This window comes from Stutzerimonas kunmingensis, from assembly GCF_032106285.1.
Lineage (GTDB): Bacteria > Pseudomonadota > Gammaproteobacteria > Pseudomonadales > Pseudomonadaceae > Stutzerimonas > Stutzerimonas kunmingensis_B.
This window is the reverse complement of record NZ_DAMCPO010000004.1, coordinates 191,913-204,412: the sequence shown is the minus strand read 5'-3', so window position 1 is coordinate 204,412 and position 12,500 is coordinate 191,913. Positions and strand designations below refer to the sequence as shown.

The window sequence follows — 12,500 nt, the reverse complement described above, 5'->3', positions numbered from 1 at the left end:
AGGTTGGCGAACCGGGACGTTAGGCACCCGGCAGACCTTTCGGTCTCCCGCGCACAGCCGCCATAACTCGAAACAGCGGGCACAAAAAAAGCGCCTGCTATTGGATATGGGGCGCTCGTGCGCCTAACGTTGCTCGGGTCGCCAAACCCGGTCACTGAATTTGCAGCGACGGGCAAACGATACATGCGGATGCATACGGGGGCAAGGGTAATCATTGCAGGCCCTCCGGTGCGTCATGGTTTGCGCAAGTAGTGTCCAGCACGGACATCAGGTCAGTGCGGGTAAGTCCCTTGTGTTGGAGGATAGTGGCCATTGCCATGAACGCTGCCATTGCAGCAGTCGCGGTGGGGTAGCCATTTGCGTGCGCGTAATCGACTACTAGCGGCAGAAGCTGATCCATCATGAATGGTTCGTGAGTGTGTGCGTCGAAGGGGTCTTTCATGCTGCGTCCCTCGCTTCGATTTTGGATTGCAGCCAGGCTTCCACCTCTGACACGACGTAGTACGCAGCGGCCTGGCGGGTATCGCCGTCTTTGAGGGGCTTCGGAAAGGCCGGATCTTTCTTGCGGAGTTTGTCCAGGCCGGAGCGGGACAGGTCCAGCCAGTCGCAGAGTGCGGACTGGCGGATGAGGGCTTTGGATTGAGTAGTGTCTAGGTGCATATGAGCGTCTCCGTGGTTGACGCTCACTAAGGTATGCATCCGTGTTCCAGTTTAGAGGGGAAAAAACCAAATCCTTTTTTTCGCCTAGTCCCTGCTGTTCCCGATCAGATCAACTGGGCACTCTGGAATCGCCTTGGAAATTTCTCTCCATTGGGCACCTTGCTCCGGCGTTGAATGCTTACGCCAGTTCCGGAAAAGGTCATCCTCCACGCCGCGCTTCCTAATTTTCTGAGAATAGAAGCGCTCAAGTGTGGATGCTTTCTTGCGTTTCAGGCCGGGGTACTTGATCGAGTAGTAGGACGCTGCCTTTAGGGCTGACTCCCGGAGCGATACCCCGTTGAAAATTAGATTCGACATCAGCATCAGGGCAGACCACTCAGCATTGTCGTTTTTGATCGAATCGGGCGTGCCAGCGGGCGAGCCATTGAACCTAGCAGCTCTAGCGGCAGCATCTTCGGCAATCATTGTCTCGGTTGGCGTTCCGCCGACTTGGTACAGCAGCATGAATGCCGCATCTATGTAAAAGGGATTTCCGTTTTTTCTCCATTCTGAAACGTACCCAGCGATGGAAAGCGCGATGTGCCTCTGGATCGGCTGATTCATCAGCTCATCCCCAATGGCTTCATATGCCATCCGGCTGGCACTGGGAGGCTGCCCCAAGCTCTCGGCAATCATCCAGCATCTTTGAGTCAGTTCGCTTGCGGCCATCAGCGCCTCCCACCACTGCCTTTTGTAGGTTTTGTAGGTAGGGTATCCGACCGTTTTTCGTTTTTCATGCGTGCACCAGCTCGACGATGTTGCTCTCGATGACGTTGACGCGGCGGTCATAGTCGGCCCGCTGTGCTGGTGTCATGCCATCGGCCAGGCAGTCGAGGTAGTCGCAATACCACTGCATCATGGCACGGCGCTGGGGTAGGTACTGGGCTTGGTTGTAGATGCCTGCCACGCCTTCCTCTTTATGCGCTAGCTGAGCCTCTACATGGTCCCTATGCCACCCGTGTTCGCGTAATAGCGTGCTGGCGGTATGTCTAGTGCCGTGACCTACCAAGCGGCCTCTGTAACCGATTTTGCGCAGTGTCAGGTTAATGGTGTTCTCGCTGATAACAGGTTGCTTTGCACCGATGCCAGGGAACAGATAGCGGCCACGTCCAGTCAGGCGGTGCAGCTCGCGTAAGGCATCGAGCGCTTGGCGGGATAGTGGCACCACATGGTCGCGGCGGGTCTTCATCTTGGCCGCTGGGATCGTCCACAGAGCCGTTTCGAAGTCGATCTCTGACCATTCAGCCCATCGCACCATTCCAGGCCGTGAAGCCGTCCAGAGGCACAGCCAGGTCGCTGTACGGGCAGGCGTGCGGCTGGTGCTACCCCGCATGGCTTGCAGAAAGGCCGGCAGCTCGGGTTCCAGTAGGTGAGGGTAGTGCTGAGCCTTAGGCTTCTTGGTGGCGATGGTTACGAGTTCGGACGCTGGGTTGACCTCGCACAGACCACGGGCGATGGCCTGGCTGAATATCTGGCGCAGGGCTACGCGGATCTTGTCGCGGGTGTTGGTAGCGCCTCGGGCCTCGATCTTCTCTTGCAGGGTGGCACAGTCACGCGGGCTGATCTCGGTGATGGGCTTGTCACCAAGGGCGGGCAGAATGTCGTTGTCGAGATAGCCACGCATCAGACGGAGGGTGCTTTCGGCCAGACCGTCATCCACCTTGCGCTGATACCAATAGGCCACAGACTCGCGGAATGGGTTTAGCACGGTGGCGTCCCTGGCAGCTCTCTGCGCTGCCTTGTGCTGTACCGGGTCAATACCATCGGCTACCAGATCACGCAGCTCTAGCGCCTTCTTACGCGCCACCTTGGCCGGTACGTCAGGATATCCACCCAAGCCATGCCAGCCCCAGCGACCGTCAGGCTTCTTGTGACGCAGCAGCCAGCCTTTCTGTCCGTTGGGCTTCACGCGCAGGTACAGGCCGTTTCCGTCCAGCTCCCGGTATTCCTTGGCTTCAGGCTCAAGGCTCGCTAATACCGTGTCGGCAAGCGGGCGATTCTTGATCTCTGAACGCTTCATCCGTGTACACCTTAGTTCGACCGTTTCGGCGAGTGTACAAGCTGGTGTACACCGTGGGCAATGCTATATGGGCATATCGGGAAGCATGTAGAAACAAGAAACCCCGCACTAGGCGGGGCTTCGAGGGTGTTTCCGGTGCATGTGGGAACATGTGGAAACGGGTATGTGGAGCGGGCGAAGGGAATCGAACCCTCGTCATGAGCTTGGGAAGCTCAGGTAATGCCATTATACGACGCCCGCTCAGGGGTGCCTTTTTACCAGAAGGCTTGGGCGAAATGAAGGGCGGCATTGGGTTTTTCTGGCGGGCAGGCGAAAAGGGTTCAGATCTGAGCGATCTCCTGCTCGGTCAGCGATCGATACCGGCCGGGTTCCAGTGCTAGGTCCAGCGTCAGAGGACCCATGCTTTCGCGATGCAGGGCGGTGACCTTGTTGTTGAAACGACCGAACATGCGCTTGACCTGGTGGTAGCGGCCCTCGTGCAGGGTCAGACGGGCGCGGCGGGGTTCGAGCAGTACGAGTTCGGCGGGTAGGGTGGTGAGGTTTTCGAAGCGGAAATACATGCCCTGGGCAAAAACGTCAACGCAGGCCGGGTCGATCTCGTCTTCGGTTTCGACCAAATAGACCTTGCCCAGCAGGCGGGTAGGCTGGGTCAGGCGGCGAGACCACTGGCCGTCGTTGGTGAGCAGCATAAGGCCGGTGGTATTGAAATCGAGGCGGCCGGCGATGTGCAGGTCTTGCTTGTCCGGCTCGTCGATCAGGTCGAGCACGGTTCGGTGTGTCGCGTCCTGGGTAGCGCTGGCGCAGCCTGCCGGCTTATGCAGCATCAGGTAGCGCGCCGCTTTCCCCGCTTGCAGCATCTCTCCGTCCAGCTCGATTCGGTCGAATACACGAACTTCCATATCCACTATCCGGCTGGTTTCGCCGTTCACCAGCACTCGGTCTTCGGCCAGCAGGCGCCGAACGTCCTGACGACTTAGGCGTGCGCGATTGGCGAGGTAGCGGTCAAGGCGCATCTGGAAGAGCGGTTTGGCTGCGAGCGCAGCGCGCGCAGATACAGGCCTGATTTCGGAGCGTGGCAGGAATGCGCTCGAGCACGTGATCGGGGATTGGGGTCGTGAAGCACCAGCAGGGCTGGGCGGCGGCAGGGTCGCACTCGCCGCACTGGTTGGGCTGACCGCAGAGCGGGCAGTTGGAAGGATCGACAGGCTCGCTCATAGCGTTTCCGTTAACGCCGGGTTTCGCGTGCCGCTCGAGAGGCCGGCACGCGAACGCCGATTTACATGACGCGCTGGCCCGGCTTGGCGCCGTTGTCGGGGCTTAGCAGGTAGATTTCGCTACCGCCGGGGCCAGCCGCGAGGACCATACCTTCCGACACGCCGAACTTCATCTTGCGCGGCGCCAGGTTAGCGACATACAGGGTCAGACGACCTTCCAGCTTGCTTGGGTCCGGGTAGGCGCTCTTGATGCCGGAGAAAACGTTGCGCTTGGCATCACCGATGTCCAAGGTCAGACGCAGAAGCTTGTCGGCGCCTTCGACGAACTCGGCCTTCTCGATCAGCGCAATACGCAGATCGACCGCGGCGAACGCATCGAAGTTGATTTCCGCGGCGATCGGTTGCTTGGACAGTTCGCCATTACCTGCCGGGGCAGCTGAGGCTTCGCTGGAGGCGAGGTCTTCTTTGGATGCTTCGATCATGGCTTCGATCTTCGCGGGTTCAATGCGGGTCATTAGCGGAGTGAAGGCATTGAGCTGGTGGTTGGCCAGCAGCGTCGCATGGTCGTTCCAGGTGAGCGGCTCAACATTGAGGAACTGCTCGGCAGCCGCGGCGAGGTTCGGCAGCACCGGCTTGAGGAAAATCACCAGCTGGCGGAACAGGTTGATGCCTAGTGCACAGATTTCCTGTACCTCGGCCTGCTTGCCTTCAACCTTGTTCAGCGCCCATGGAGCCTTTTCGGCAATCCAGGCGTTGGCACGGTCAGCGAGCGCCATGATTTCGCGCATGGCACGGGCGAAGTCGCGTGCCTCGTAAGCCTCGGCGATGCTCGGGGCGGCGGCTTGGAAGGCTGCCCACAGTTCCGGTTCAGGGTTGGCGTCGACCATCATGCCGCCGTTGCCTTTGTGGATGAAGCCGGCGCAGCGGCTGGCGATGTTGACGACCTTGCCAACCAAGTCGGAGTTGACCTTCTGCACGAAATCTTCGAGGTTCAGATCGAGGTCGTCCACGCCGCGGCCCAGCTTCGACGCGTAGTAATAACGCAGGTATTCCGGGTTCAGGTGATCGAGATATGTGCGCGCCTTGATAAAGGTGCCGCGCGACTTGGACATCTTCTGTCCATTCACCGTCAGGTAGCCGTGCACGTTGACCGCGGTCGGCTTGCGGAAGCCAGCGCCTTCCAGCATGGCGGGCCAGAACAGGGTGTGGAAGTTGATGATGTCCTTGCCGATGAAGTGGTACAGCTCGGCGGTCGAATCCTTGCTCCAGAACGTGTCGAAGCTCAGCTCCGGGCGGCGCTTGCACAGGTTCTCGAAGCTGGCCATGTAGCCGATCGGCGCGTCCAGCCAGACGTAGAAATACTTGCCCGGTTCACCCGGAATTTCGAAGCCGAAGTAGGGCGCGTCACGCGAGATGTCCCACTCCTGTAACCCTCCGTCGAGCCATTCGGCGATCTTGTTGGCAACCGACTCCTGCAGCGCACCGCCGCGGGTCCATTGCTTGAGCATGGCCTCGAAGTCCGGCAGCTTGAAGAAGAAGTGCTTGGAGTCCTTCAGCACTGGCGTGGCGCCGGAGATCGCCGAACGCGGATCTTTCAGTTCGGTCGGCTCGTAGGTGGCGCCACACTTCTCGCAGTTGTCGCCGTACTGGTCCTCGGCCGCGCACTTCGGGCAGGTGCCCTTGATGAAGCGATCGGCGAGGAACATGCCCTTCTCGGGGTCAAAATACTGGGTCACCGAGCGGGTTGCGATGTGGCCGGCGTCGCGCAGGCGTGTGTAGATCAGCTCGGCAAGCTTGCGGTTCTCTTCCGAATGGGTGGAGTGGAAGTTGTCGAAGTCCACCAGGAAGTCGGCGAAATCACTGCCGTGTTCGGCCTGCACGTTGGCGATCAATTGCTCGGGCGTGATGCCTTCTTTCTCGGCACGCAGCATGATTGCCGAGCCGTGGGCGTCGTCGGCGCAGACATAAATGCACTGATTGCCGCGCAGCTTCTGGAAGCGCACCCACATGTCCGTCTGAATGTACTCGAGCATATGGCCGAGGTGGATCGAACCGTTGGCGTAGGGCAGTGCGCTGGTAACGAGAATCTGGCGAGCTTCGGACATGGGAAATCTGCAGTCGGAATTGCGAAAGAAAGTCTGCAACTATAAAGGCCCGGCGCGTATTTTTCACCCGCGCTGCCCATCCCCGGCTTCGACAGTGCCGGTTGGTGTTGGGCTCGGAAGCGGCGTGCGGGGTAAGATGCCTGTCTGATTTGCTCGGTCTTTCTAGGAGTAACCATGTCCGTCACTCGCGAAGCTGTGGAAACCGTCCTGCGCCAGTACACCGATCCCCATTTGAATCAGGATCCGGTGAGCGCCGGTTGCGTGCGTTCGATCGAGGTGCAGGGTGATAGGGTCAGCGTGCAGCTTGAGTTGGGCTACGCCGCTGCGCTGTTTCGCAGTGGCTGGGCACAGATGCTGGCGATGGCTATCGAGCATCTGGATGGCGTCAGTCGCGCCGATGTCCAGGTCGATTGCGTCGTGCGTCCGCACAAGGCGCAGGATCAGGTGCCGGCGCTTTCCAATGTGAAGAACATCATCGCCGTGGCATCCGGCAAGGGCGGGGTGGGAAAGTCGACCACAGCCGCCAATCTGGCTCTGGCCTTGGCGCGCGAAGGTGCACGGGTGGGCGTGCTGGATGCCGACATCTATGGCCCGAGCCAGGGCATCATGTTCGGTATCGCAGAAGGCACGCGCCCGGAGATTCGCGATGGCAAGGCGTTCATCCCTCTGGAGGCCCACGGGGTGCAGGTCATGTCCATGGCGTTCCTGTCCGATGACAAGACGCCGATGGTCTGGCGCGGGCCGATGGTTTCCGGTGCGCTGTTGCAGTTGATCACTCAGACCGCCTGGAACGATCTCGATTATCTGGTGGTGGATATGCCGCCGGGAACGGGCGATATCCAGCTGACGCTGGCGCAGAAAGTGCCGGTGACGGGGGCGGTCATCGTGACCACGCCGCAGGATCTGGCGTTGCTCGATGCGAAGAAGGGCGTTGAGATGTTCCGCAAGGTGAACATTCCAGTGCTCGGTGTGGTGGAGAACATGGCCATCCATATCTGCTCGAGCTGCGGCCATGCGGAGCATCTGTTCGGTGAGGGTGGTGGCGAGAAGCTGGCGGCGCAGTACAACGTCGATCTGCTGGCATCGCTACCTTTGTCGATGGCGATTCGCAGTCAGGCGGATGCGGGCAAGCCGACCGTGATAGCTGATCCGGAAAGCCAGATCGCGATGATTTACCAAGAGGTGGCGCGTACCGTCGGTGCCCGTATCGCCCAGAGCGGGCAAATCATCGCGCAGTCGATGCCGAAGATCGTCATTTCCGAGGACTGAGCCTAGCGGCGGTGACGCCATGCGTCACCGCCCGCGCCCGGCGATAAATTGCAGGCACAAAAAAGCCCCGCCGAAGCGAGGCTTTTTCAGAGAAGACTCAGGTTAGATAACCTGAACTTCCTCAGCTTGCATGCCCTTCTGGCCGCGGGTAGCGACGAAGGAAACTTGCTGGCCTTCTTTCAGGCTCTTGAAACCGTCGCCCTGGATGGCGCGGAAGTGTACGAAGAGGTCGTCACCGGATTGCGGAGTGATGAAGCCGAAGCCTTTCTCATCGTTGAACCACTTAACGGTACCGGTTTGGCGATTGGACATTTGATGTCTCCTTGAACCAAGTTTTGAAAAATAAAGTGCGGACTGAAAAGGTCCGAACATCACTGTGTGCAAGGAGATAGGAGTCGTATCGATATTTGGATCGAAATCTAAACATGTAGCGATTCACGGTGACACATGCAGCAGCAGCCCAGTAACAATACCTTTTTTCTGGAGCAAAGCGAGCTTTATTTTGGATTTCTTCTCCGAGCGGCGCGGTCGAGGTGTGACCTGCTCTGCGGCGCGCATCGCGGCCATGCTTTTACACGCGCACGAGGCTCGGTAAGATGCGCGTCTTCGCACGCCCATTTCATCTAATCAGGACGCCAGCCATGAGCATCAAATCGGACAAGTGGATTCGCCGCATGGCCCAGGAACACGGCATGATCGAACCCTTCGTCGAGCGCCAGGTGCGCACCGAGGGTAACGATCGGCTGATTTCCTATGGCGTCTCCAGCTATGGCTACGACGTGCGCTGCGCCGATGAATTCAAGGTGTTTACCAACATCAACTCGGCGACGGTCGATCCGAAGAATTTCGACGAGAAGAGCTTCGTCGACATCAAGAGCGACGTCTGCATCATTCCGCCTAACTCCTTCGCCCTGGCGCGCACGGTCGAGTACTTCCGCATCCCGCGCAACGTGCTGACCATCTGCCTGGGCAAGAGCACCTACGCGCGCTGCGGCATCATCGTCAACGTGACGCCGCTGGAACCGGAGTGGGAAGGGCATGTGACCCTGGAGTTCTCCAACACCACGACGCTGCCGGCCAAGATCTACGCGAACGAGGGGGTTGCGCAGATGCTGTTCCTCGAGTCCGACGAAGAGTGCGAAGTGTCCTACCGTGACCGCGGCGGCAAGTACCAGGGCCAGCGCGGCGTGACGCTGCCCAAGGCCTGATGGCAAAGAGCAATACGAAAAAGCCCTGACCAATGGTCAGGGCTTTTTTTTGCAGCGGTGGAGCGTGCAGGGTGCTTGGCCAGTACACCTGGCAAGCACTCGTTACCAGCCCGGTACGCCTCTCATGTCCGGCAGCTTGTGTGCGATGCCCTTGTGGCAGTCGATACAGGTTGCCTCGCCGCTGGCTAGGGCGGTGGAATGGAACTCCGATGCCCGTTTGCCTTGGCGAGTGAAGTCCATGTAGCCGAAGTCGTGACAGTTGCGGCACTCGAGCGAGTCGTTGGCTTTGAGTCGCGCCCATTCGTGCTCGGCCAGCTCACGACGCTTGTCGAGGAATTTCTCGCGCGTGTTGATTGTGCCGAAGATCGTGCCCCAAACCTCCTTGGACGCTTGCATCTTGCGCGCGATCTTGTCGGTCCACTTGTGCGGCACATGACAATCGGGGCAGGTGGCGCGGACGCCGGAACGGTTGCTGTAGTGGATGGTGTCCTTGATTTCCATGTACACGTTGTCTTCCATCTCGTGGCATGAAATGCAGAACGCCTCCGTGTTGGTGGCTTCAAGGGCGGTGTTGAAGCCACCCCAGAAAATGATCCCGGCGATGAACCCGCCGAGGGTCAGTGCCCCCAGGCTGTAGTGGACGCTGGGTCTGCGCAGAACGGCCCAGTAGCGTTTGAAAAACGACTTGATCGACTTCATCCAGGCCCCCTCAGTTTCCGTTGGTGGATGGCGAGGTTTCCCGGTACAGCAGTTCGTCGATGTTCTTGAAGGTGTTTTCCACCAGCGGCTCCACATCGTGCTGCGGCACATGACACTGCGTGCAGAAGTACCGTCGCGGCGCGACTGCGGCGAGGGTCTGATGATCACGGTCAGTGTAGTGGGTGATGCTGATCATCGGCGCCTGGGCGCGTGCACTGTTGGCTCGGCTATGGCAGGTCAGGCATTTGTTGGCGTTCTTGTCGACGTGATAGCCGCGGATGCTGTGAGGAATGGTCGGTGGCTGCTCCGGATAGTTGCGCTCGCGCCGCGCATCCTTGTTTTCCTCGTCGTGCAGTTTTGGCGGGGTGAATTCCTGGGTAATGGTCCCGCCCGGACGGCGACCGTCCGGGGCTGGTGCGTCCAGGGGGTAGTTGGTTTCGGCGGCTATGGCCAGTCCGAATACCGCGAGCAGGGTCAGCGGCAGTAGGCGAAATTTCATGGCGGTTCTCCTCAGGCGATGCTGACCACTTCGATCTTCACGGCGCATTTCTTGTAATCGGTCTGCTTGGAGATCGGGTCGGTGGCGTCGAGGGTGACTTTGTTGATCAGCTTGTTGGCGTCGAAGAACGGCACGAAGATCAATCCCATCGGCGGCTTGTTGCGCCCCCGTGTCTCCACCCGTGCCTGCATCTCGCCGCGCCTGCTGATGACTTTCACCACGCTGCCACGGCGCGCGTTGAGCTTGCGGGCGTCCTCCGGATGCATGTAGACGAGTGCGTCTGGCACTGCCTTGTGCAGCTCATCGACCCGCTGCGTCATGCTTCCGGTGTGCCAGTGCTCAAGCACCCGTCCGGTACTGAGCCAGAAGGGGTAATCCTCGTCCGGGACTTCGGCAGGCACGTCGTAGGGCAGGGCGAAGATGATCGCCTTCTTGTCGCCGTAGCCGTAGAACTGCACATCGCTGCCGGCTTTGACATAAGGGTCGTAGCCCTCGCGGTAGCGCCACTGGGTTTCCTTACCATCCACCACCGGCCAGCGTAAACCGCGGGCTTCGTGGTAGGTGTCGAAGGGCGCCAGATCATGTCCATGACCGCGACCGAATTCGGCGTATTCCTCGAACAGGCCCTTCTGCAGATAGAAGCCGAATGCCTCGGCCTCCTGATTTACATAGCCCTCGGCAATTTCCTCGTTGGGGAAGCGATCGACCTGACCATTCTTGAACAGTACGTCGTACAGGGTCTTGCCCTTGAGTTCCGGTGACTTGCTCAGCAGGTCGGCCGGCCATACCTCGTCGACGTTGAAGCGCTTGGAAAACTCGACCAGCTGCCAGAGGTCCGAGCGTGCATCGCCAGGTGCTTTGACCAGCTGGTGCCAGAACTGGGTGCGTCGCTCGGCGTTACCGTAGGCGCCTTCCTTCTCCACCCACATTGCGCTGGGCAGGATGAGGTCGGCCGCCTGGGCTGAAACGGTGGGGTAGATGTCCGAGACGATGATAAATGTTTCCGGATTGCGCCAGCCCGGCAGGATCTCCTGCATGACGTTGGGGCCGGCCTGCATATTGTTGGTCACCTGCGTCCAGTAGACCTTCAGTACCCCGTCCTTGAGCTTGCGGCTCTGCTCGACGGCATGAAAGCCCGGCTTTTCCTGAATGGTGCCTTCGGGCAGCTTCCAGATTTTTTCGGTGATGGCCCGATGCTTTGGATTGGCGACTGCCATGTCCGCCGGTAGGCGGTGGGAGAAGGTGCCGACTTCCCGGGCCGTGCCACAGGCGGACGGCTGTCCGGTCAGGGAGAACGGGCTGTTACCCGGCTCGCTTATCTTTCCGGTGAGCAGGTGGATGTTGTAGATCATGTTGTTCGCCCAGACACCGCGGGTGTGCTGGTTGAAGCCCATGGTCCAGAACGACATCACCTTGACCTTCGGGTCGGCATAGAGCTCGGCAAGCACCTGCAGCCGCTCGGCTGGCACGCCGGATTCCTTGGTGGCGTATTCTAGGGTGTAGGTTTTCAGGAACTCGGCGTAGTCCTCGAAGCTGATATCGCTCCAGGTATTGGCCACCGCCGCGTTCTCTGCCTTGAGCTCCCGCGGGTCGGTCGGTCGCAGGCCGTAGCCGATGTTGGTCGCGCCCTTGGCGAACTTGGTGTGCTTCTCGACGAAGTCCTTGTTCACCGCACCGCTCTGGATGATGTGGTTGGCGATGTAGTTGAGGATCACCAGATCGGTCTGCGGATTGAAGATCATCGGGATGTCGGCCAGCTCGAAGCTGCGATGCTCGAACGTCGACATGACCGCCACCTTGACGTGCGGCGCGCTGAGGCGACGATCCGTCACGCGGGTCCAGAGCACCGGGTGCATCTCCGCCATGTTCGAGCCCCAGAGCACGAACGCGTCGGCCGCTTCGATGTCCTCGTAGCAGCCCATGGGTTCGTCCATGCCAAAGGTGCGCATGAAACCAAACGCTGCCGAGGCCATACAGTGACGTGCATTGGGATCGATGTTGTTCGAGCGGAAACCGGCCTTCATCAGCTTGTTCGCCGCGTAGCCTTCCCAGATCGTCCACTGCCCCGAGCCGAACATGCCGATGGCTTCAGGGCCGCCCTGCTTGAGCGCCGCCTTGTACTTTTCCTCCATGATGTCGAAGGCCTGTTCCCAGCTGACGGGCTGGAACTCGCCCTGCTTGTCGAACTTGCCGTCCTTCATGCGTAGCAGCGGTTGGGTCAGGCGATCCGAGCCGTACATGATCTTCGACAGGAAGTAGCCCTTGACGCAGTTGATGCCGCGGTTCACTTCCGCCTTGACGTCGCCATGGGTGGCGACGACGCGGCCCTCTCGAGTCGCCACCATGACGCCGCAGCCGGTGCCGCAGAAGCGGCAAGGGGCCTTGTCCCATTTCAGATTGGTGGCGTCCGCTTCGGTAATCAGGTTGCTTGCGCTGGAAGCGATCGGCATGCCGGCCACGGTTGCGGCGATGGCCGCAGCGTTGGCTTTGGCGAATTGGCGTCGGGTAAGGCTCATCAGGCGTCTCCTTCGAGGAGTTCTTCGTGATAGATCAATGCGGCATTGAGCACGCCGGGCAATTGCTGGATATGGTCGATCGAGGCAAGGATGCGTGATTCGTGCTCGGCTTCCAGCACCACCACCAGCTTGCCGCTGGCATTCTCCTGGTGCATTTCCAGGCCGGGTAACAGTTGCAGGTTGGCTTTTACCGCGGCCAGCCATTCGGGGCGGCAGTGCACCAGCAGGCTGGCGATATGCAGAGGGTGTCCCATCAGTGATTCCGTTTCCG

14 protein-coding genes and 1 tRNA gene are annotated in these 12,500 nt (G+C 59.8%); 2 read left to right on the top strand and 13 right to left on the bottom strand.

What is annotated here, in order from left to right:
- Positions 1-211 precede the first annotated feature (211 nt).
- From RT582_RS05285 to metG, 8 genes are all read right to left on the bottom strand, one after another.
- On the bottom strand, positions 212-442 hold the full coding sequence (locus RT582_RS05285; RefSeq protein WP_312724135.1) for a hypothetical protein: 231 nt from the start codon (positions 440-442) through the stop codon (positions 212-214).
- Positions 439-660 carry a helix-turn-helix transcriptional regulator gene (locus tag RT582_RS05280; RefSeq protein ID WP_312724136.1) on the bottom strand — a complete coding sequence of 74 codons (222 nt, stop codon included), beginning with the start codon at positions 658-660 and terminating at the stop codon, positions 439-441. The genes RT582_RS05285 and RT582_RS05280 overlap by 4 nt, the downstream gene beginning before the upstream one ends.
- A gap of 84 nt (positions 661-744) precedes the next feature.
- A complete protein-coding gene (locus RT582_RS05275; RefSeq protein WP_312724137.1) occupies positions 745-1,368 on the bottom strand; it encodes a hypothetical protein in 624 nt (207 codons plus the stop codon).
- Positions 1,369-1,432: 64 nt separating this feature from the next.
- Complete coding sequence (locus RT582_RS05270; RefSeq protein WP_313476832.1) at positions 1,433-2,719, bottom strand: tyrosine-type recombinase/integrase; 1,287 nt, start codon at positions 2,717-2,719, stop codon at positions 1,433-1,435.
- A 166-nt stretch (positions 2,720-2,885) separates the two neighbouring features.
- Positions 2,886-2,959, bottom strand: a tRNA-Gly gene (locus RT582_RS05265).
- Positions 2,960-3,039: 80 nt separating this feature from the next.
- The gene (locus tag RT582_RS05260; RefSeq protein ID WP_014819694.1) at positions 3,040-3,732 is read right to left on the bottom strand and encodes a 16S rRNA pseudouridine(516) synthase; all 693 of its coding nucleotides are present in this window, start codon (positions 3,730-3,732) and stop codon (positions 3,040-3,042) included.
- Positions 3,722-3,934: a cysteine-rich CWC family protein gene (locus tag RT582_RS05255; protein WP_014819695.1), complete on the bottom strand. Its 213-nt coding sequence runs from the start codon at positions 3,932-3,934 to the stop codon at positions 3,722-3,724. Before RT582_RS05255 ends, RT582_RS05260 begins: the two co-directional genes overlap by 11 nt.
- Before the next feature lie 61 nt (positions 3,935-3,995).
- Positions 3,996-6,038, bottom strand: coding sequence for a methionine--tRNA ligase (metG, locus tag RT582_RS05250; RefSeq protein ID WP_313476830.1), 2,043 nt, complete (start codon positions 6,036-6,038; stop codon positions 3,996-3,998).
- A gap of 174 nt (positions 6,039-6,212) precedes the next feature.
- Here metG and apbC point away from each other — a divergent pair, with 174 nt between their 5' ends.
- Positions 6,213-7,307 (top strand): iron-sulfur cluster carrier protein ApbC, encoded by a 1,095-nt coding sequence (gene apbC / locus RT582_RS05245; protein WP_023443864.1) that lies wholly within the window; start codon positions 6,213-6,215, stop codon positions 7,305-7,307.
- 102 nt (positions 7,308-7,409) lie between these two features.
- On the opposite strand, the gene RT582_RS05240 is transcribed toward apbC, so the two are convergent.
- Entirely contained in the window at positions 7,410-7,619 is a 210-nt protein-coding gene (locus RT582_RS05240; RefSeq protein ID WP_003282211.1) for a cold-shock protein, read from the bottom strand.
- 329 nt (positions 7,620-7,948) lie between these two features.
- Between RT582_RS05240 and dcd the strand changes: the two genes are divergently transcribed.
- A complete protein-coding gene (gene dcd, locus RT582_RS05235; protein ID WP_003302346.1) occupies positions 7,949-8,515 on the top strand; it encodes a dCTP deaminase in 567 nt (188 codons plus the stop codon).
- Between the two features lie 102 nt (positions 8,516-8,617).
- Here the strand turns inward: dcd and RT582_RS05230 are convergent, their stop codons facing one another.
- The 4 genes from RT582_RS05230 to RT582_RS05215 are packed head-to-tail and all read right to left on the bottom strand — an operon-like array spanning position 8,618 to position 12,483.
- Positions 8,618-9,214 (bottom strand): cytochrome c3 family protein, encoded by a 597-nt coding sequence (locus tag RT582_RS05230; RefSeq protein WP_023443863.1) that lies wholly within the window; start codon positions 9,212-9,214, stop codon positions 8,618-8,620.
- A gap of 10 nt (positions 9,215-9,224) precedes the next feature.
- A complete protein-coding gene (locus tag RT582_RS05225) occupies positions 9,225-9,713 on the bottom strand; it encodes a nitrate reductase cytochrome c-type subunit (RefSeq protein WP_046619968.1) in 489 nt (162 codons plus the stop codon).
- Positions 9,714-9,724: 11 nt separating this feature from the next.
- Positions 9,725-12,229 (bottom strand): nitrate reductase catalytic subunit NapA, encoded by a 2,505-nt coding sequence (napA, locus tag RT582_RS05220; protein ID WP_313476828.1) that lies wholly within the window; start codon positions 12,227-12,229, stop codon positions 9,725-9,727.
- A complete protein-coding gene (locus RT582_RS05215; RefSeq protein WP_014819701.1) occupies positions 12,229-12,483 on the bottom strand; it encodes a chaperone NapD in 255 nt (84 codons plus the stop codon). Before RT582_RS05215 ends, napA begins: the two co-directional genes overlap by 1 nt.
- Positions 12,484-12,500 lie beyond the last annotated feature (17 nt).

What these genes read in the sequence shown, in the direction of transcription:
- RT582_RS05270 (WP_313476832.1), bottom strand. Translation starts at nt 2,719, where the DNA reads ATGAAGCGTTCAGAGATCAAGAATCGCCCGCTTGCCGACACGGTATTA.
- RT582_RS05275 (WP_312724137.1), bottom strand. Translation starts at nt 1,368, where the DNA reads ATGGCCGCAAGCGAACTGACTCAAAGATGCTGGATGATTGCCGAGAGC.
- RT582_RS05225 (WP_046619968.1), bottom strand. Translation starts at nt 9,713, where the DNA reads ATGAAATTTCGCCTACTGCCGCTGACCCTGCTCGCGGTATTCGGACTG.
- RT582_RS05260 (WP_014819694.1), bottom strand. Translation starts at nt 3,732, where the DNA reads ATGCGCCTTGACCGCTACCTCGCCAATCGCGCACGCCTAAGTCGTCAG.
- RT582_RS05230 (WP_023443863.1), bottom strand. Translation starts at nt 9,214, where the DNA reads ATGAAGTCGATCAAGTCGTTTTTCAAACGCTACTGGGCCGTTCTGCGC.
- RT582_RS05255 (WP_014819695.1), bottom strand. Translation starts at nt 3,934, where the DNA reads ATGAGCGAGCCTGTCGATCCTTCCAACTGCCCGCTCTGCGGTCAGCCC.
- RT582_RS05240 (WP_003282211.1), bottom strand. Translation starts at nt 7,619, where the DNA reads ATGTCCAATCGCCAAACCGGTACCGTTAAGTGGTTCAACGATGAGAAA.
- RT582_RS05285 (WP_312724135.1), bottom strand. Translation starts at nt 442, where the DNA reads ATGAAAGACCCCTTCGACGCACACACTCACGAACCATTCATGATGGAT.
- RT582_RS05215 (WP_014819701.1), bottom strand. Translation starts at nt 12,483, where the DNA reads ATGGGACACCCTCTGCATATCGCCAGCCTGCTGGTGCACTGCCGCCCC.
- dcd (WP_003302346.1), top strand. Translation starts at nt 7,949, where the DNA reads ATGAGCATCAAATCGGACAAGTGGATTCGCCGCATGGCCCAGGAACAC.
- RT582_RS05280 (WP_312724136.1), bottom strand. Translation starts at nt 660, where the DNA reads ATGCACCTAGACACTACTCAATCCAAAGCCCTCATCCGCCAGTCCGCA.
- napA (WP_313476828.1), bottom strand. Translation starts at nt 12,229, where the DNA reads ATGAGCCTTACCCGACGCCAATTCGCCAAAGCCAACGCTGCGGCCATC.
- apbC (WP_023443864.1), top strand. Translation starts at nt 6,213, where the DNA reads ATGTCCGTCACTCGCGAAGCTGTGGAAACCGTCCTGCGCCAGTACACC.
- metG (WP_313476830.1), bottom strand. Translation starts at nt 6,038, where the DNA reads ATGTCCGAAGCTCGCCAGATTCTCGTTACCAGCGCACTGCCCTACGCC.